Origin of the sequence: Flavobacterium sp., from assembly GCF_031409475.1 — a bacterium.
Classification (GTDB): domain Bacteria; phylum Bacteroidota; class Bacteroidia; order Flavobacteriales; family Flavobacteriaceae; genus Flavobacterium.
Genome location: NZ_JANNXH010000061.1, coordinates 1 through 19,833, shown reverse-complemented (window position 1 = coordinate 19,833; position 19,833 = coordinate 1). Strand labels below are relative to the sequence as shown.

The 19,833-nt window shown below is 33.9% G+C and carries 20 protein-coding genes; 18 read left to right on the top strand and 2 right to left on the bottom strand.

Going from position 1 to position 19,833, the window contains the following annotated elements; all coding sequences use genetic code 11:
• From rpmJ to RMO53_RS10810, 11 genes are all read left to right on the top strand, one after another.
• The coding region (rpmJ, locus tag RMO53_RS10860; protein WP_310380493.1) for a 50S ribosomal protein L36 at positions 1 to 113 on the top strand (113 nt) is incomplete at its 5' end.
• A gap of 2 nt (positions 114 to 115) precedes the next feature.
• Positions 116 to 490, top strand: coding sequence for a 30S ribosomal protein S13 (gene rpsM / locus RMO53_RS10855; protein WP_073018962.1), 375 nt, complete (start codon positions 116 to 118; stop codon positions 488 to 490).
• 8 nt (positions 491 to 498) lie between these two features.
• Positions 499 to 882, top strand: a complete 384-nt coding sequence (gene rpsK / locus RMO53_RS10850; RefSeq protein ID WP_024981527.1) for a 30S ribosomal protein S11 — start codon at positions 499 to 501, stop codon at positions 880 to 882.
• Between the two features lie 92 nt (positions 883 to 974).
• Positions 975 to 1,580: a 30S ribosomal protein S4 gene (gene rpsD, locus RMO53_RS10845; protein WP_310380489.1), complete on the top strand. Its 606-nt coding sequence runs from the start codon at positions 975 to 977 to the stop codon at positions 1,578 to 1,580.
• Between the two features lie 21 nt (positions 1,581 to 1,601).
• Positions 1,602 to 2,594: a DNA-directed RNA polymerase subunit alpha gene (locus RMO53_RS10840; RefSeq protein ID WP_310380488.1), complete on the top strand. Its 993-nt coding sequence runs from the start codon at positions 1,602 to 1,604 to the stop codon at positions 2,592 to 2,594.
• A 62-nt stretch (positions 2,595 to 2,656) separates the two neighbouring features.
• Entirely contained in the window at positions 2,657 to 3,247 is a 591-nt protein-coding gene (rplQ, locus tag RMO53_RS10835; RefSeq protein ID WP_310380487.1) for a 50S ribosomal protein L17, read from the top strand.
• 198 nt (positions 3,248 to 3,445) lie between these two features.
• Positions 3,446 to 4,546, top strand: a complete 1,101-nt coding sequence (gene carA / locus RMO53_RS10830) for a glutamine-hydrolyzing carbamoyl-phosphate synthase small subunit (RefSeq protein ID WP_310380486.1) — start codon at positions 3,446 to 3,448, stop codon at positions 4,544 to 4,546.
• 337 nt (positions 4,547 to 4,883) lie between these two features.
• On the top strand, positions 4,884 to 6,314 hold the full coding sequence (locus RMO53_RS10825; RefSeq protein ID WP_310380484.1) for a peptidylprolyl isomerase: 1,431 nt from the start codon (positions 4,884 to 4,886) through the stop codon (positions 6,312 to 6,314).
• Positions 6,315 to 6,441: 127 nt separating this feature from the next.
• A complete protein-coding gene (locus tag RMO53_RS10820; RefSeq protein WP_310380482.1) occupies positions 6,442 to 7,395 on the top strand; it encodes a MoxR family ATPase in 954 nt (317 codons plus the stop codon).
• 335 nt (positions 7,396 to 7,730) lie between these two features.
• Positions 7,731 to 9,995, top strand: coding sequence for an aconitate hydratase (locus RMO53_RS10815; protein ID WP_310380480.1), 2,265 nt, complete (start codon positions 7,731 to 7,733; stop codon positions 9,993 to 9,995).
• A 116-nt stretch (positions 9,996 to 10,111) separates the two neighbouring features.
• Positions 10,112 to 11,521, top strand: coding sequence for an amino acid permease (locus tag RMO53_RS10810; protein ID WP_310380477.1), 1,410 nt, complete (start codon positions 10,112 to 10,114; stop codon positions 11,519 to 11,521).
• A 72-nt stretch (positions 11,522 to 11,593) separates the two neighbouring features.
• Here the strand turns inward: RMO53_RS10810 and RMO53_RS10805 are convergent, their stop codons facing one another.
• Entirely contained in the window at positions 11,594 to 13,042 is a 1,449-nt protein-coding gene (locus RMO53_RS10805; protein ID WP_310380476.1) for a glyceraldehyde-3-phosphate dehydrogenase, read from the bottom strand.
• A 153-nt stretch (positions 13,043 to 13,195) separates the two neighbouring features.
• On the bottom strand, positions 13,196 to 14,596 hold the full coding sequence (locus RMO53_RS10800) for a trypsin-like peptidase domain-containing protein (RefSeq protein WP_310380474.1): 1,401 nt from the start codon (positions 14,594 to 14,596) through the stop codon (positions 13,196 to 13,198).
• A 133-nt stretch (positions 14,597 to 14,729) separates the two neighbouring features.
• Between RMO53_RS10800 and dapF the strand changes: the two genes are divergently transcribed.
• The 7 genes from dapF to RMO53_RS10765 all read left to right on the top strand — a co-directional run.
• Positions 14,730 to 15,512, top strand: coding sequence for a diaminopimelate epimerase (gene dapF / locus RMO53_RS10795; protein WP_310380473.1), 783 nt, complete (start codon positions 14,730 to 14,732; stop codon positions 15,510 to 15,512).
• 43 nt (positions 15,513 to 15,555) lie between these two features.
• On the top strand, positions 15,556 to 16,086 hold the full coding sequence (locus tag RMO53_RS10790; protein ID WP_310380471.1) for a GNAT family protein: 531 nt from the start codon (positions 15,556 to 15,558) through the stop codon (positions 16,084 to 16,086).
• A 56-nt stretch (positions 16,087 to 16,142) separates the two neighbouring features.
• The gene (mltG, locus tag RMO53_RS10785) at positions 16,143 to 17,183 is read left to right on the top strand and encodes an endolytic transglycosylase MltG (RefSeq protein ID WP_310380469.1); all 1,041 of its coding nucleotides are present in this window, start codon (positions 16,143 to 16,145) and stop codon (positions 17,181 to 17,183) included.
• A 2-nt stretch (positions 17,184 to 17,185) separates the two neighbouring features.
• Positions 17,186 to 18,100, top strand: coding sequence for a DUF2279 domain-containing protein (locus RMO53_RS10780; RefSeq protein WP_310380467.1), 915 nt, complete (start codon positions 17,186 to 17,188; stop codon positions 18,098 to 18,100).
• A gap of 97 nt (positions 18,101 to 18,197) precedes the next feature.
• Positions 18,198 to 18,833: a peptidoglycan-binding protein LysM gene (locus tag RMO53_RS10775; RefSeq protein WP_310380465.1), complete on the top strand. Its 636-nt coding sequence runs from the start codon at positions 18,198 to 18,200 to the stop codon at positions 18,831 to 18,833.
• A 209-nt stretch (positions 18,834 to 19,042) separates the two neighbouring features.
• Positions 19,043 to 19,546 (top strand): helix-turn-helix transcriptional regulator, encoded by a 504-nt coding sequence (locus RMO53_RS10770; RefSeq protein WP_310380463.1) that lies wholly within the window; start codon positions 19,043 to 19,045, stop codon positions 19,544 to 19,546.
• An 85-nt stretch (positions 19,547 to 19,631) separates the two neighbouring features.
• Positions 19,632 to 19,833: hypothetical protein (locus RMO53_RS10765; RefSeq protein WP_310380461.1), on the top strand; the 202-nt coding region annotated here is incomplete at its 3' end.

Genomic DNA, 19,833 nt, shown 5'->3' with positions numbered 1-19,833 from the left:
AAGTAAGAGCATCAGTTAAAAAAAGAAGTGCCGAGTGCAAAATTGTACGAAGAAAAGGCAGATTATACGTAATCAACAAAAAGAATCCTAGATTTAAACAAAGACAAGGATAGTTATGGCAAGAATAGCAGGGGTAGATATCCCAAAAAACAAGAGAGGTGTTATAGCACTTACCTACATCTTCGGATTAGGAAAAAGTAGAGCTATTGAGATTTTAGAAAAAGCTCAAGTTAGCCAAGACAAAAAAGTTCAAGATTGGAATGATGATGAGATCGGAGCAATTCGTGAAGCAGTATCAACTTTCAAAATTGAAGGAGAATTGCGTTCAGAAGTTTCTTTGAACATCAAACGTTTAATGGACATTGGATGTTACAGAGGTATTCGTCATAGATCTGGTCTTCCATTAAGAGGGCAAAGAACGAAGAATAATTCTAGAACAAGAAAAGGTAAGAGAAAAACTGTTGCCAATAAGAAAAAAGCAACTAAATAATAAGTAATATGGCTAAAGCAACTGCAAAAAAACGTAAAGTTATCGTTGAATCAACGGGAGAAGCTCATATTTCTGCTACTTTTAATAACATCATCATTTCGTTAACAAACAAAAAAGGTGAAGTTATCTCATGGTCTTCGGCTGGTAAAATGGGTTTTAGAGGTTCTAAAAAGAATACACCATACGCAGCCCAAATGGCAGCAGAAGATTGTAGTAAAGTAGCTCTTGAAGCTGGACTTAAAAAAGTAAAAGTATATGTAAAAGGACCAGGAAACGGACGTGAGTCTGCAATTCGTTCTTTGCATAATGGTGGAATAGAAGTAACCGAGATCATCGACGTTACTCCTATGCCTCACAATGGATGTCGTCCTCCTAAAAGACGTAGAGTTTAATACTCAAAATAATTTATAGTATAACCTAGATTGAAAATAGATTATCGAAGGATAAGACCTGAATTCATAATCTCAATCTTAAACAATTTAAAATGGCAAGATATACTGGTCCTAGTACAAGAATCGCTCGTAAATTTGGCGAAGCAATCTTCGGAGACGACAAAGCTTTCGAAAAAAGAAATTATCCTCCTGGACAACACGGGATGGCAAAAAAAAGAGGAAAAAAATCTGAGTATGCTGTTCAACTAATGGAAAAGCAAAAAGCTAAATATTCTTATGGAATTTTAGAAAAACAATTCAGAAATTTATTCGAAAAAGCATCTGCTACTAAAGGTGTTACAGGTGAAGTTTTATTACAATTATGTGAAGCAAGATTAGACAACGTAGTTTTTAGAATGGGCATTGCTCCTTCTAGAAGAGGTGCTCGTCAAATTGTTTCTCATCGTCACGTTACTGTTAACGGTGAAAATGTTAATATTCCATCTTATCATCTTAAACCCGGTGATAAAGTGGCTGTTCGTGAAAAATCTAAATCTATTGAAGCAATCGAGCGTTCTTTATCTAATTCAAGTCATGCATATGAATGGATTACTTGGAACAATGATTTAAAAGAAGGTACTTTCGTTTCTGTACCTGCTAGACTTCAAATTCCAGAAAATATCAAAGAACAATTAATCGTAGAGTTGTACAACAAATAATAATTGACTTAGTCGAAATTTATGGCAATATTTAATTTTCAGAAACCCGATAAAGTTATCATGATCGATTCAACCGATTTTGAAGGCAAATTTGAATTTAGACCTTTAGAACCTGGTTACGGATTGACAGTAGGTAACGCACTTAGAAGAGTTTTGCTTTCAGCATTAGAAGGTTATGCAATTACATCAGTTCGTATAGAAGGTGTAGAACATGAGTTTTCTACTATACCTGGAGTTGTTGAAGACGTTACTGAAATTATCCTAAATCTTAAACAAGTACGTTTCAAACGTCAAATTGAAGATATAGATAACGAAGGAGTTACTATAGCAGTAACTGGTAAGGATCAATTGACAGCAGGTGATTTTCAGAAATTTATTTCAGGTTTTCAAGTTTTGAATCCAGAACTTGTAATCTGTAATTTAGATCCAAAAATCAAACTTCATTTCGATTTAACAATCGAAAAAGGTAGAGGATATGTTCCTGCTGAAGAGAACAAGAAACAAAATGCTGCAATTGGAACTATATTTACGGACTCTATTTTTACTCCTGTAAAAAATGTAAAGTACGCAATAGAAAACTTTCGTGTAGAGCAAAAAACAGATTATGAAAAATTAGTTTTTGAAATAAAAACGGATGGTTCAATTAATCCAAAAGATGCACTTACCGAAGCTGCTAAAGTTTTGATTCACCATTTCATGTTGTTTTCTGACGAAAGAATTACCCTAGAAGCAGACGAAATTGCGCAAACTGAGTCGTATGACGAAGAATCTTTGCACATGAGACAATTGCTTAAAACAAAATTAGTTGATATGGATTTATCCGTAAGAGCTTTAAACTGTTTGAAAGCTGCAGAAGTTGACACACTTGGAGATTTAGTATCTTTCAATAAAAACGACCTAATGAAATTCCGTAATTTCGGAAAAAAATCTTTAACTGAACTAGACGAACTAGTAGCAATTAAAAATTTAAACTTCGGAATGGATTTAGCAAAATACAAATTAGATAAAGAATAAATTACTTCATATTTTGCTCTCCAAAGTGGATTGTAGCAAGATGAAGTTTAATAAAAAACGTCATGAGACACGGAAAAAAACACAATCACTTAAGCAGACAGACTCCACATAGAAAAGCTATGTTGGCTAATATGGCTTGTTCTCTTATCGAGCACAAACGTATTAACACCACTGTGGCTAAAGCAAAAGCGCTTAAACAATTTGTTGAGCCATTAATAACAAAATCTAAAGATGATACGACTCACAATCGTCGTATTGTTTTTGCTTACTTGCGTAGTAAATATGCTGTAACTGACTTGTTCAGAGACGTAGCCGCAAAAGTGGGTGACCGTCCAGGTGGATACACACGTATCATTAAAGTTGGAAATCGTTTAGGAGATAATGCTGATATGGCAATGATCGAACTAGTAGATTTCAATGAAATTTATAATGGTGGTAAAAAAGAACTTAAAAAAGCAAAAAGCCGTCGTGGTGGAAAAGCTAAAAAAGCTGATGAAGTTGCAGAACAAGCACCAGTTGCTGAAGTTGTAGCGCCAGTTGAAGTAGTAGAAGAAATAACAGTAGATGAAGTTGAAGCAACTTCAGAAGAAGTTATCGATGAAGCTCCTAGCGAAGATTCTGTTGATGAAACTCCATCAGAAGATAAGGTTTAGTTATGAAAATAATCATTCTATAAAAAATTAAGGATAAACTTTTATTAGTTTGTCCTTTTTTTTTGTCCAAAATAATTTTGCAAAACTTATCCAGAATCTAGTTCTCATAACAGAAATAAATTAAATTTGCACAATAATTAATACAAATGGAACGAGCTTTGCGAGTTCCATGAGCTCATTAAAATAATATAACTACGAATGAAATACACAACTCGACAAAGCGCTATACTTCTACTCAGTGACGGAACTATTTTTCACGGAAAATCCATCGGAATTTCAGGAACTACTTTTGGAGAAGTATGTTTTAATACAGGAATGACAGGTTATCAAGAAATATTTACAGATCCATCATACTTTGGACAAATAATGGTAGCAACCAATGCACACATTGGAAACTACGGAGTAAACAACAAAGAAATTGAATCAGACAGTATCAAAATTGCAGGTTTAGTTTGTAAAAATTTCAGTTTCAATTATTCTAGAGAAGATGCAATAGGTAGTTTAGAAGATTATTTTACAAAACAAAACCTAATCTGTATCTCTGATGTTGACACGCGAGGATTGGTAAGTTATATTCGTGACAACGGAGCAATGAACTCGGTAATTTGTAGCGATGGAACACCAATCGAAGAATTAAAAGCGGCATTAGCAAAAGTCCCAGATATGAAAGGTTTGGAATTAGCTTCTAACGTTTCGACCAAGGAATCTTATTACTTTGGCGATGAAAATGCAACATATAAAATTGCAGCTTTGGATTTAGGAATAAAAACAAACATCCTTCGCAACCTTGCCAAAAGAGATTGTTACATCAAAGTATTTCCATTCGATTCAAAATATTCGGAATTGGCAGCATTCAACCCTGATGGATTTTTCCTGTCCAACGGACCGGGTGATCCTGATCCACTTTTCAGCGCAATCGAAGTTGCAAAGGAAATTATATCTAATGACAAACCATTATTCGGAATTTGTTTGGGTCACCAAGTAATTGCTTTGGCAAACGGGATTTCGACTTACAAAATGTTCAACGGACACAGAGGAATCAACCATCCTGTTAAAAATATAATTACAGGAAAAGGCGAAATCACTTCTCAAAATCACGGATTTGCAGTAAACAAAGAACAGTTGGATAATAATCCTGATATGGAAATCACGCATCTTCATCTAAATGATGGAACTGTTGCAGGAATGCGAATGAAAAACAAAAATTGTTTCTCGGTTCAATACCATCCAGAAGCAAGTCCTGGACCACACGATTCATCTTACTTATTTGATCAATTTATTGAAAACTTGAAAAAATAAATTTTTAAATAAAATATTTCGAAAAAAGCTGCTAATTTAAGTGGCTTTTTTATTTTTCTAATTTTTACATCAATAAATAGACCTATGTAATCTAGTAATCACTTGGATTATATCAAATTTAATTGTGTTAGTTCAAGATTACATTTATTGGCATATAAATTTATGTTAATACTCCTATGGAAACTTGTATTGTATAATTGAATTGTTATTTTTACAGTTACAATCTTTGATTCTTAAAGCGTATATTTGGCCAAAAATAATCAGAATGATATTATTTTTTGAATTCAACACTTGATTCAAGATAATTTGAATATTAATAAAATATAATTTTAAAATAATGCTTTTAAATACAAAACAAATGAGTTTCATAAATAATAAAATTGCACTTACTTTTTTTCTTTTACTCTTTTCAAGCGGTATTACTCTAGCACAAGAAATAATTAAAGAAAGTGTTGTTGACACTATTAAAAAAGTTAATTCTAACAAGAAACAAAAAATTGACGGTGTAATAGCAAAAGTTGGGGATTACATTATTTTGGATTCAGATATTGATAAATCCTATTTAGAAATTTCAGGATCTGGTGGTTCAATAAAAGACATTACAAGATGTCAAATGTTGGGAAAATTGATGGAAGACAAATTATACGCGCATCATGCGATTCAAGATAGTTTAAAAGTAACCGATGCAGAAGTGAAGTCAGTTATGGAAGACAAATTGAGCTATATGGTTGAAGGTCTTGGCTCTTTGGACAAAGTGGTTAAATATTATAAAAAAAACAACGAAGATGATTTTAGATCCTATTTGTTTGATGTATTAAAGGAACAAAAATTGACTTCAGAGATGCAAAAGAAAATTGTAGATGCTGTGGAAATAACACCCGAAGAAGTTCGTAATTTTTTTAAAACGATACCAACTGAAGAGCTTCCCGTTTTTGGAGTTGAGCTCGAAGTGGCGCAAATTGTAATTACGCCAAAAATTTCGGATGCAGAAAAGCAAAAAGTAATTGATAAATTAAACCAGTTCAAAAAAGAAATTCAAGAAGGATCAAGTTTTGCGACAAAAGCGGTTTTATATTCTCAAGATCCAGGTTCTAGAGCAACAGGCGGTTTTTATAAAATGAATAGAAAAACCCCTTTTGTAAAAGAGTTTAAAGAAGTTGCTTTTAGTCTAGCCGAAGGCGAAATATCAGCTCCTTTCGAAACAGATTTTGGCTATCATATTATTTTTGTCGAAAAAATAAAAGGACAAGAATTAGAACTGCGCCACATTTTATTAAGTCCTGCTATAACTGAGGAATCTCTAAAAGAAGCCAAAGAAACAATCACTTTAATCAAAAAAAGAATTCAAGATAAGGAACTTACTTTTCCAGAAGCTGCCAGAACGTTATCTGATGAAAAAGAAACAAAAGCAAATGGTGGAGTCTTAATAAATCCAAAAACGCAAGACACAAAATTTGAATTGACAAAAATGGATCCAAGTTTTTACAGCCAAGTTTCAAATTTAAAAGAAGGAGAAGTTTCATTACCACTTATTGATGAGGATCAATCGGGTAAGAAAAAATACAAATTAGTCACAGTAACCAATAGAATTGAAGAACACACCGCAGATTATGCTAAGGATTATATCAAAATAAAAGATTTAGCTTTAAAAGAGAAACAAATCAGAACTATAGGTAAATGGTTTGATGAAAAAATAAAAGAAACCTATATTAAAATTATTGGCGAATATAGAGATTGTGCTTTTACTAATAATTGGCTTAAGAAATAGTGTTCAGCCTGCCTGTCGGCAGACAAGTATTCAGTTTTGAGTGTTCAGTGATTGCGGATTCAAAATCTAAAATCTTAATTAAATCGTCACCCTGAGCGCAGTCGAAGGGCTAAAATCTAAAATCGTAATGTCAGATGTTACCGCAATACATAACTTGGTTCAAAAAAGGAACGAATTAAAGGCAGAAATTGGGAAAATTATTGTGGGTCAAGATGCAGTTGTTGATCAAATTTTGCTTTGTATTTTTTCAGGAGGACACGCACTATTAGTAGGTGTTCCTGGTTTGGCAAAAACCCTGATGGTAAATACACTTGCACTGGCTTTAGGACTAGATTTCAAACGTATTCAGTTTACCCCAGATTTGATGCCGTCGGATATTTTAGGGAGTGAAATTCTTGATGAAAACCGTCAGTTCAAATTCATAAAAGGACCCATTTTTTCCAATATTATTCTGGCTGACGAAATTAACAGAACACCACCAAAAACTCAAGCTGCTTTGCTTGAAGCAATGCAAGAACGTGCGGTTACAATTGCTGGGGAAAATTATAAATTAGACCTGCCTTATTTTGTTTTAGCAACACAAAATCCTATTGAACAAGAAGGAACCTATCCTTTGCCAGAAGCCCAATTAGACCGTTTTATGTTTGCCATAAAACTAGATTATCCTTCTTTTGACGAAGAAGTTCAAGTTGTAAAAAGAACTACTTCTGATCAAAAACAAATTATTAATTCATTATTTACCGCACAAGAAATTATCGATTTTCAGCATTTAATTCGTAGGATTCCTGTCGCGGATAATGTGATTGAATATGCTGTAACATTAGTTAGTAAAACGCGTCCTGATAATGTTTTGTCAAGCGATTTTGTAAAAAATTACCTTGATTGGGGTGCAGGACCACGAGCATCACAAAATTTAATTTTAGCAGCCAAAGCTAACGCAGCTTTTAACGGAAAATTCTCTCCAGATATTGAAGATGTAAAAGCAGTAGCAACTGGAATTTTACGTCATAGAATTATAAAAAACTACAAAGCTGATGCAGATGGAATAACCGAAGAAATGATTATTGATAAGTTGATCTAGTATGTAATCTTACTATATGATATAGAGCCTTTATTCAAATATGAATAGAGGCTCTTTTTTTATTTGCGTAAATTCGATATTAACAATAATTAAACTCAATATTAAGAATTGCGCAATAACGCATAGGTTTTTTGAAATAAACACAATAAACACTTCTAATACTTCATATTTGATAATAATAATAGTATCAAAACTCTCTGTTGCTATTTTTTTCATATTCTCATCATAAATCCTTAAATTTGTGATTCAAAAAAATTCATTTATATTATTTTAGTAAAATAGATAAATACGATACACTTTAATTAACAAACAAATCACCAAATAAATCCGACATTATGGCTTTTGATATTGAAATGATTGAAAAAATGTACGCAAATATGGCTTCTCGTGTTGATAAAGCACGAGAGTTAGTTGGTCGTCCGCTTACATTAACCGAAAAGATTTTATATGCTCACCTTTGGGACGGAACGCCTTCTAGTGTTTTTACAAGAGGAACAGATTATGTAGATTTTGCTCCAGATAGAGTGGCGTGTCAAGACGCAACTGCCCAAATGGCATTGTTACAATTTATGCATGCTGGTAAAAAGACAGTTGCCGTTCCTACAACAGTACATTGTGATCACTTAATTCAAGCAAAAGATGGTGCAAAAACAGATTTGGCTTTCGCCAATTCACAATCTAAAGAAGTTTTCGATTTTCTTTCTTCTGTTTCAAATAAATACGGAATTGGTTTCTGGAAACCAGGATCAGGAATTATTCATCAAATCGTTTTAGAAAATTATGCATTTCCTGGCGGAATGATGATTGGTACCGATTCTCATACTGTAAACGCAGGTGGATTAGGAATGTTAGCCATCGGAGTTGGTGGTGCTGATGCAGTAGATGTAATGTCTGGAATGTCTTGGGAATTAAAATTTCCGAAACTTATTGGAGTAAAGCTAACAGGAAAATTAAACGGTTGGTCATCTCCAAAAGATGTTATTCTAAGAGTGGCAGATATTCTTACTGTAAAAGGTGGAACTGGTGCTGTTGTCGAATATTTTGGCGAAGGTGCAATCAATATGTCATGTACTGGAAAAGGTACTATTTGTAATATGGGTGCCGAAATTGGGGCAACAACTTCAACATTTGGTTACGATGATTCCATGAGAAGATATCTTGTAGCAACGGGTCGTCAAGACGTAGTAAATGCCGCTGATAAAGTTGCCGATTATTTAACAGGAGATAGCGAAGTTTATGCAAATCCTGAGCAATATTTCGATCAATTAATTGAAATAAATCTTTCGGAATTGGAACCATACATCAACGGACCATTTACGCCAGATAGAGGAACACCGGTTTCTAAAATGAAAGAAGAAGCTGCCGCAAACGGTTGGCCAATAAAAATAGAATGGGGATTAATAGGTTCTTGTACGAACTCTTCTTACGAAGATATGTCACGTGCTGCTTCTATTGTAGAGCAAGCCGTGGCGCACGGAATTTCTCCAAAAGCTGAATTCGGAATCAATCCTGGTTCAGAACAAATTCGTTATACAATCGAAAGAGATGGAATCATCGCAACTTTCGAAAAAATGGGAACCAAAGTATTTACAAATGCTTGTGGTCCATGTATCGGACAATGGGACAGAGCTGGAGCAGACAAACAAGAAAAAAATACAATCGTTCACTCGTTTAATCGTAATTTTTCTAAAAGGGCTGACGGTAATCCAAACACACATGCTTTTGTAACCTCGCCAGAAATGGTAGCAGCATTAGCTATTTCAGGACGATTGGATTTCAATCCATTAACGGATACATTATTGAATGATAATGGTGAAATGGTAAAATTATTACCTCCAAAAGGAGACGAATTACCATCTAAAGGATTTGATGTTGAAGATGCAGGTTTTCAAGCACCAGCAGCAGATGGTAGTAATGTGCAAGTAGCTGTTTCTGAAACATCGGATAGATTACAACTATTGGCTCCATTCTCAGCTTGGGACGGAAAAAATATTGAAGGCGCTAAATTATTAATCAAAGCTTTCGGAAAATGTACCACCGATCATATTTCTATGGCTGGACCATGGTTGCGTTTCCGTGGTCATTTAGATAATATTTCGAATAATATGTTGATTGGTGCCGAAAATGCTTTCAATAAAGAAGCTAATAAAGTTAAAAACCAATTGACTGGAAATTATGACACCGTTCCTGCAGTTGCAAGAGCATACAAAGCGGCTGGAATTTCTTCGGTTGTTGTGGGTGATCACAATTACGGAGAAGGTTCTTCGAGAGAACACGCTGCAATGGAACCAAGATTTTTAGGTGTAAAAGCAGTTTTGGTTAAATCGTTTGCTCGTATTCACGAGACCAACCTTAAAAAACAAGGAATGTTAGGACTTACTTTTGCAAACGAAGCGGATTATGACAAAATTCAAGAAGATGACACGATTAACTTTACTGATTTAGTTGATTTTGCTCCAGGAAAACCATTAACCTTAGAGTTTGTTCATGCCGATGGTTCTAAAGACACAATTTTGGCAAATCATACTTACAACGATAGCCAAATAGGTTGGTTTGTAGCGGGTTCTGCCTTAAACTTAATTGCTGCTGGAAAAGCGTAATTTAATTTTTTCATTAAAATAATAATTAGGATGTTCTTTTGAGCATCCTTTTTTTATGAAAAAAGAGTTGTTCTATTTTTATTTTTTATATCTTTAGCAAAACTAAACCAAATATAATGGAAGACAACAATCAAGAAGATTTTAAGAGAGAACTCGGATTACTAGACGGAACGATGCTTGTCGTAGGTTCTATGATTGGTTCGGGGATATTTATAGTAAGCTCTGACATGGTTCGTCAAGTAGGTTCTGCAGGTTGGCTTATTGCAATTTGGGTTCTTACGGCATTGTTAACCATTGTTGCAGCGGTGAGTTATGGCGAGTTGAGTGCCATGTTTCCAAAAGCGGGCGGACAGTATGTGTATATAAAAGAAGCTTACGGAAAATTAATTGGTTTTCTCTACGGTTGGAGCTTTTTTGCGGTGATTCAAACGGGTACAATTGCCGCAGTTGGTGTGGCTTTTTCGAAATTTGCGGCTTATATTTTTCCGCCTTTTAGCGATGAAAATATTCTTTTTGAAATAAGTGATTTTAAACTAAATGCGGCACAAATCGTTTCTATTATTACCATAATTTTATTAACGTACATCAACAGTCGTGGTGTGAAAAACAGTAAGATTTTGCAAACAGTTCTTACGGTTATTAAAATTTCGTCATTGCTAGGATTAATTATTTTTGGATTTATACTTGCTGCAAAAGCCGAAATTTGGAACGCCAATTGGGCTGATGCTTGGGTTTCAAAATCACTGGATACTACAAGTGGTTCTTGGCTTCCTATTAGTGGTACAGCATTATTATCTGCATTTGTAGCTGCTTTTGTGGGTTCTCAATTTTCGAGTGTGGCTTGGGAAGGTGTTACTTTTATTGCAGAGGAAATTAAAAATCCAAAACGCAATGTAGGTTTGAGCCTTTTTCTTGGAACATTGATTGTGGGTGTTATTTATACCTTGGCGAATATTATGTACTTAGCTGTAATTCCTTTGCAAGAAATTGCAACGGCAAAATCAGATCGAGTTGGTGTTGTGGCATCACAATATATTTTTGGAGATATCGGAACTTTAATTATTGCGTTAATGATTATGATTTCGACTTTCGCCTGTAATAACGGATTGATTATGGCTGGTGCGAGAGTGTATTACACCATGGCAAAAGACGGTTTGTTTTTCAAAAAAGCAGCTAATTTAAATCAGGCAAGTGTTCCAGAATGGGCTTTGTGGGCACAGTGTGTTTGGGCTTCGGCGTTGTGTTTGACAGGAAAATATGGTGCGCTATTAGACTTTGTAGTTATTATTGTCTTAATATTTTACATCCTTACCATTTACGGAATTTTTATTCTACGTAAAAAAATGCCAAATGCAGAACGACCTTATAAAGCTTTTGGATATCCATTTTTGCCCATGTTGTTTATAGTGATTTCTACAATTATTTGTATAACGTTGTTAATTACAAAAACGAGTACTTGTGGTTGGGGTGTTTTTATAATGCTAATTGGTATTCCAATATATTACTTGACAAAACCAAAAGAGTAATTTACAGATATCAGAATACAAAAAATCCGTTTCAAATAGACTGAAACGGATTTTTTTTGAATTAATAAACTTCTAATAATAAGTAAACCTTCTCACTTTTGCAATATACTTGGCTAATCGTATGACTTGGTGACTGTAACCGTATTCGTTATCGTACCAAACATATAATACAATATTTTTTCCGTCACTCGAAACGATAGTAGCATTACTGTCATAAATTGCTGGAGCAGAAGTCCCAATAATATCCGAAGAAACCAACTCGTTATTCAGCGAATATTTAATTTGCTCAACTAATTCCCCTTCCAAGGCATATTTTTTCATAATGGCATTTATTGCTCCTACCGATGTTTCTTTGAAAACTTCAAGGTTTAATACCACCAGCGAACCATTTGGCACAGGAACTCGAATGGCATTTGAGGTCAGTTTTCCGGTTAGACTTGGAATAGCTTTTGAAACTGCAGTTCCGGCACCAGTTTCGGTAATGACCATATTCAAAGCGGCAGCACGACCACGACGGTATTTTTTATGCATATTGTCAACTAAATTTTGGTCGTTTGTATAAGCATGTATGGTTTCTAAATGTCCTTTTACAACTCCAAGTGTATCTTCAACAGCTTTAAGTATTGGAGTAATTGCATTTGTAGTGCATGAAGCTGCAGAGAAAATAGATACTTCATCAGGATCGTATTCATTATGATTCACACCATGAACGATATTGGGCACACCTTTTCCTGGTGCAGTCAACAATACTTTATGCGCACCTTTTGAAGTTAAATGTCGTGCCAATGCTTCTTGAGTTGTAAATGCACCAGTATTATCAATAATCAATGCATTGTCAATATCAAACTTTGTATAGTCAATTTCTTCTGGACTATTTGCTGTGATAATATGTACCGTAGTTCCGTTAATAATCAAAGCATTATTTTGTGCATCTGCAATTACCGAACCATGAAAATCGCCATGTATCGAATCATAACGCAAAAGAGAAGCTCTTTTTTCGAGTGAAGTAGCATCGTTTTTATCACGAGTTACAATAGCTCTTAATCGCAATTGATCACCTTTGCCCGTTTTTGACATTAATTCTCTAGCTAGCAATCGTCCAATTCTACCAAAACCATATAGAACAACATCTTTTGGCAGAATCTCTTCGGAGTTTTTGGCGTTTTTTAATTTGTCAACAACAAATGAATGAGTTGAATTGTACTGATCATCTCCGGAGTTAAACTCATAAGTAAGTTTCCCAATATCAAGTTTAGAAGGTGGTAAATCTAGTGTTAAAATAGTTTTTGCAATTTCTAAAGTATCAAAAACAGCAATTGGTTTTCCAACAAATTCTCCAGCATATTCATGCAAATTAATGATGTCACTAACATTGCGGTCAATCAATTGATTTCTAAACAAAACCAGTTCAATAGATTTGTCATACCATAAATCACTTATGATTTTGATGAGTTCTACAGCTGCTCGTCTCCTGTCTGCTTGTGCGGAAACTTCTTTTTCGTATAATGCGGTGTTATTCATATTGAAAATTTGAAAAGTATGGAGTTAGGTTTTATAAATTTGGCGCAAAAGTACCTTTTTTAAATGTTTTACGAAAACGATTGCGTAATTATTTTTTATAAAAAAAAGCCATCTTTGAAAAAGATGACTTTTAGACGCGAAATTTAAGTTTAGTTACAGAATCAAACGAACAATTTGACCAGATGTGGTAATCATTTCGAGCTGAATATTTTGGTTTTCATCAATTTTCGAAAGTATTTTCGAAACAGATTCCACATCAGTAGCTTTTGTGTTTCCTATTTTTAGAATAATACCGCCTTTCAAATCATTATAATAATCGTTTAATTTTTCGTTATTGAGTTCTTTGATTTTTACTCCATATTCAATATTATATTTTTTCTTATCGTTTTGATTAATATTTGCTAATTCAATTCCTTTATATTCAGTGCTAAAAAATTCATTTTTGCTCAAAATTACAGGTACAATATTTTTTTCACCATTTCGAATAAAAGTGACTTGAACTTTGTCATTTGGTCTTTTGGTATTAATATATCCGGATAACTCAGCAAAAGAATCAATGTTTTGATCGTCAAGTTTTACAATAACATCCCCTTTTTGAAGTCCTGATTTATCTGCTCCTGTATTCTTGGTAACTTTATTGATATAAAAACCTTGCGTTTGTGCAATGCCTAATTCCTTTGAAGCCATGGCGTTCAATTCTCCACCTTCGACACCTAGAATTCCTCTTTGTACATTTCCAAATTCCATTAAATCTTCAATTATTTTTCTAGCATTATTAGACGGTACTGCAAACGAATAGCCTACATAAGAACCAGTTTGCGAAGATATCATGGTGTTGATTCCTATTAATTCACCCTTAGTATTTACTAATGCGCCACCGCTATTTCCTGGATTTACAGCGGCATCAGTTTGAATAAAAGATTGAATTCCGCTAGCGTCAAGATTCCTTGATTTGGCAGAAATAATTCCTGCAGTTACTGTTGATGTTAAATTGTATGGATTTCCCACAGCAAGAACCCATTCTCCAATTTTAACCGAATCCGAATTAGCAAAAACAGTATAAGGTAATTTTTCATCTGAATTAATTTTTAACAATGCAATATCCATTTTAGAATCGGTTCCAATAACTTTTGCTGTAAAGGATTTCCTATTGTTCAAAGTGATTTCTATTTGCGAAGCATCTTTAATTACATGATTATTAGTAACTATATAACCATCTTCGGAAATAATTACGCCTGAACCTGTGCCAATTTGCTCTTGTTGTTGCTGTCCACCAGAGCCATAAAAATAGTTAAGTAAAGGGTTGTTTAATATTCTCGAGGACACATTTTTTACGTGAACTACCGTATGAATCGTTTTGTCTGCGGCTTCAGTGAAATCAATGGCATCGGCTGATAGCCCCACATTTTTTTCATAAAAACTTGGTGCAGTTGTAACTATTGAATTTTTATTTTTGGAAAAAAAACCATTGTTTTCAAACAATAACTTGTATGCGCCAAGTGTGGTTGCTCCGCTAAGTAATGATACCAAAAATAGATTTGAGAATTTTTTCATGATTGAGTCATTTTAAATTGTTATATCGTAAAATTATAAATTTTGATATTTCAAAAAAAATAGTTTAACGCTCGTTTAACAATGATTAACATTTCATTAATAGTTGTACTTTTGTGTGAATCAATTTAGAATAATGCAAATAGAATTTTATAAATATCAAGGAACAGGAAACGATTTTGTTATGATCGACAATCGTTCTAATTTTTTCCCAAAAGAAAACACAAAACTCATTGAACATTTATGCAACAGGCGTTTTGGAATAGGTGGTGACGGACTTATTTTATTAGAAAATGATGTTGACACTGATTTCAGAATGATTTATTTTAATTCCGACGGAAATCAAAGCTCTATGTGTGGCAATGGTGGTCGTTGTTTAGTGGCTTTCGCCAAAAAGCGGAACGTTATCAACAACAGCTGTACCTTTATTGCTACCGATGGTTTGCATCACGCAACTATTGCTGAAAATGGATTAGTTTCGCTCCAAATGATTGATGTTACTGATATAAAAATCACACCAGATTATGTCTTTCTGAACACGGGTTCGCCGCATCATGTAGAAATAGTTAATGACTTGAAAAATTATAATATCAAAGAAAACGGTGCAAAAATAAGATACGGAGCGTTATATGGTGCAGCAGGAAGTAACGTGAATTTTGTAAATCAAATAGACGCCAATACTTTTTCAATTCGCACTTATGAACGCGGAGTTGAAGATGAAACACTTTCCTGTGGAACTGGCGCAACTGCCGTTGCCATAGCAATGAATGTTATTGGAAAAACCAACTCGACTTCTATACATATAAATGTAGAAGGAGGAAAACTTGAAGTCTCATTTGATAAAAAAGACGGACAGTTTACCAATGTTTTCTTAAAAGGTCCAGCAGAATTTGTTTTTAAAGGAGAGATTGATGTTTAGCCAAAACCTCTAACTTCTAACTTCTAACCTCTAACTTCTCAAAATGATAACACTCAAAGGCGACAATATTTACCTCCGTGCACTAGAAACCAATGATTTGGAGTTTGTTTATGCTATGGAAAACGATCAAAGCATTTGGGAAGTCAGTAACACACAAACGCCTTACAGTAGGTTTTTAGTAAAACAATACCTCGAAAATGCGCATCAAGATATCTATGAAGCCAAGCAATTAAGATTAGCAATTTGCAGAGACCAGGATTTTCCAGCTTTGGGATTAATCGATTTGTTTGATTTTGACCCCAAGAATAATAGAGCTGGAGTTGGCATCGTAATTCAAGGAAACGAAAATCGAAACCAGAAAATAGGCTCAGAAGCTCTCGAGCTTTTAATTCACTATGCATTTTATAATCTTAATTTGCATCAATTGTATGCAAATATTAGCACCGAAAATGTTGTAAGTATAGCTCTTTTTTCTAAATTTGGTTTTCAAAAAATAGGCACAAAAAAAGATTGGAATTTAGTCAACGGAGTTTATAATGACGAAGCTATTTTTCAATTAATATCAAAAAAATAAATTTTGTCCGCTAGTGGACAATCATAGAGCAATAATCAATTTTTAAAATTTTAGCTTTGACGACAAAGAGAATAATAACAATCGCATCAGTAGGTTTAATGTCAGCATTGCTGATTTATGGATTTATTTTGGCAAATCAAATTTTTTCAAAAAATACAAAATTTACCGAAAGTGAATTATACATTTATGTACCAACTGGTGCCAATTATGAAGAGGTCAAAAAAATAATTGAACCTTATGTCAAAAACATGAATGGTTTTGGAATGGTTGCCAATCAAAGTAGTTATTCAGAAAATATAAAATCGGGGCGATTCTTGTTTACCAATGGCATGAATAGTTATGAGTTAGTAAAAACATTAAGAAGCAATATTCCTGTGAACTTGGCATTCAATAATCAAGAACGATTAGAGGATTTTGCGGGAAGAGTAGGCTCACAAATAGAAGCGGATAGTTTGTCTTTGTTGACTTCGTTCAAAGATTCTGTTTTCTTGAACGAGAATGGTTTTACAGACGAAAATATCTTGACGATGTTTATTCCTAATACATACGAAATTTATTGGAACACTTCGGCTGTGAAATTTCGTGATAAAATGATAAAAGAACACCGCAATTTTTGGAACAAAGAACGAACCGATAAAGCGGTTAAGCAAGGATTAACACCAATTGAAGCTACAATTTTAGCATCAATTGTTCATAAAGAATCAGTTAAAAAAGACGAAAGACCTAGAATCGCAGGTGTTTATTTGAACCGATTGAAATTAGGAATGCCATTACAAGCTGATCCAACAGTTATTTTTGCCATTAAAAAGAAATCTAATGATTTTAAACAAGTTATAAAAAGAGTTTTTTATAACGATTTGTTTTTGACCTCACCTTATAATACTTATAAAGTAATTGGTCTTCCTCCAGGTCCAATTGCCATGCCAGACATTACAGCACTCGAAGCAGTTTTGAATCCAGAAAAAAATGATTTTATCTATTTCTGCGCCAGTGTAACTCGTTTCGGTTATCATGAATTTGCTGCAACTTTGCCTGAGCATAATGTCAATGCCAAGAAATACTCTGATTGGATAATTAGTCAAGGTGTAAAGAGATAGTTTTGAAATATAGAAAAAATTGGTGCCTATTATTTTTGGTGTTTTTCCAAAGTGTTTTTGCACAAAATTCAGTTGACAATTTCTTCAAACCGGCTGATTCTTTAAATAAAAATAGGCAAAACACTATAATTCTTTCCGAAGCAGTTTTAGCTTCAGGGTTATTAGTTGGGTTAAACCAAGTTTGGTACGCTGATTATCCTAAATCTGATTTTCATTTTATAAACGATAATTCGGAGTGGCTTCAAATGGATAAAGTAGGACATCTTTATTCTTCGTATCATTTAGGAAGATTTGGCTCAGAAATGTTACAATGGAGTGGTTCAAGCAAGAAAAATCAACTCATTTATGGCGCAGGATTAGGTTCTGTATTGCTTACAGCCGTTGAGGTTATGGATGGTTTTTCGTCAGAATGGGGAGCATCAATGGGTGATGTTATTGCGAATGCATCTGGAACTGCGTTGTTTATTTCTCAAGAATTAATTTGGAAAGAACAACGTATTACGCCCAAATTTTCTTTTCATAAAACGCAATATCCAAAGTACAGACCTGATGTATTGGGAAGCACTTTAACCGAACAAATTTTAAAAGATTATAACGGACAAACGTATTGGCTTTCGGCTAATTTACATTCTTTTTTTAAAGCGTCAAAAATTCCCAAATGGCTCAATCTGGCAATAGGTTATGGTGGTGAAGGAATGTTATCCAGAAATCATAAAAAAAATCCACTAGTTTTAGTTCCAAATTTAGCTCGATTTAGACAATTTTACTTGAGTGTTGATGTTGATTTGACTAAAATAGAGACAAAATCACATTTTTTGAAGACTATTTTCTCCGTTTTCAATACCGTTAAAATCCCAGCGCCATCGATTGAATACTCGGCTCACAGCGGATTCAAGTTTCATGCATTGTACTTTTAGATAAGTTTAACGTATTGATATTCAGTTTTATAAAATTTATTGTATCTTTGCACGCAGAAATTTCTTAACGGGACAGCGTTTTGAAGAAAAACAATTTATGATAAACAAATGGTCTTTTTATACTTGTTTGACTATTATTATAGCTTTTTTAAGCTCAGGTTTTAAACCTTTCGATCTAGACACTCACAAATGGTTTCTTATTGATAAAGCCGATGGAACACACTACTTATTTCCATCTTTAGAACAAAACGATTACCCTAATTCCAACATGCCTTTTACCGGAAAATATTTCATTGGTTACAAAGAAGCCATTGGTTTTAAAGAATCTCAAGGAAAATATAAAAAAATAAATTCTCTTGGATACTTAGGTAAATACCAGTTTGGTGTAACAACCCTAAAAACTGTTGGTGTGCATAACAGCCAAGCCTTTTTGAACAATCCGCAAATGCAAGAAAAAGCTTTTGTTGCATTATTGTCCAAAAATAAGTGGGAGTTAAGGAAGGTTATCGAAAAATACGAAGGAAAAATAATCGATGGAGTTCGAATTACTGAATCTGGAATATTAGCTGCAGCCCATCTTGGCGGAGCAGGTTCCGTAAAACGTTTTTTGAAAACAAACGGGCAACGAAAATGTAAGGATAATTATGGTACATCGGTAAAAACGTATTTAAAAGATTTTGGAGGTTATGAAACCTCAAGAATTGAAGCCGATAGTGAAGCAAGTGTAAAGTAAAAATTATTTTATATAATTGAAGACCATTCGTGAAAACGAGTGGTTTTTTTTTTTCTCACATTTTATGAATGATGAAAGCAACATCAACGTTTTGTGTCAAAAAAAATATTTTAATAAAATTTGTCACAAACTTGTGTGCAAATTTTATTTTTTGAAAAAATAAGCACAACTTTGTGTGCAAAAAATAATTTATAAAAAAATAGGCACGGATGAAACTTACAGTATCTTTTAGAAATCAGCTGGGGCTTTCCCAAGAAATGATGGCAATATATTTAGCCGTGGCGAAAAGTCAACTTTCGATGTATGAGTCGGGCAAACGCGAATTACCCACAGCCTCATTGGTAAAACTTGCTGATATCGCTTTGTTACTGCAACGAAATGAAAGTACTGCGGAAGCCGAAAGCGAATTACAAAAAGCTCAAGAGGTGAAATTAAAAACATTTCTGGATTTTCAAATCAACGAATTAGAGTACAAAAAATTAAAAGAACAACGACTGCTGGAGCGCATTCAAAAAAAATACAAGCAAAATGTACAGTTGTATTCATTTGCACAGCATTTGCAAAATAGTAAAACAGCATTGGCGGAAGTTTTGTTGCAACAAGCTATAAAAGGAATAGAACAAAATGGTCTGGTCAACCAAACGATACAAAAAATGAAATTAGAAATAATTACAAGCCAGTTAGATTCCATCCATTTACTTAAAAAAATGTAAATAAAATCCTAAATTTTTATTAAAGGACACTAAACCGAAAAAAGGCGGCGTTGATAGAGTATTAGTAACCTTAAAACAATTTTTTATGTCGTATTCAACAAGTAAAATCACAACGGTAGCCGACTGTGATTTATTATTGGCTTGGGCTGCAAAAGAAAAAGCAGACCTGAATTTCAAAAAGCTTTCGGAAGAAAGATTGACCAACAACTACAGCACAGCCTCGATTGAGATTGATGCTGAATTACAAGCGGTGATTACCGAAATCACAGCAACCGAAACGATTATTG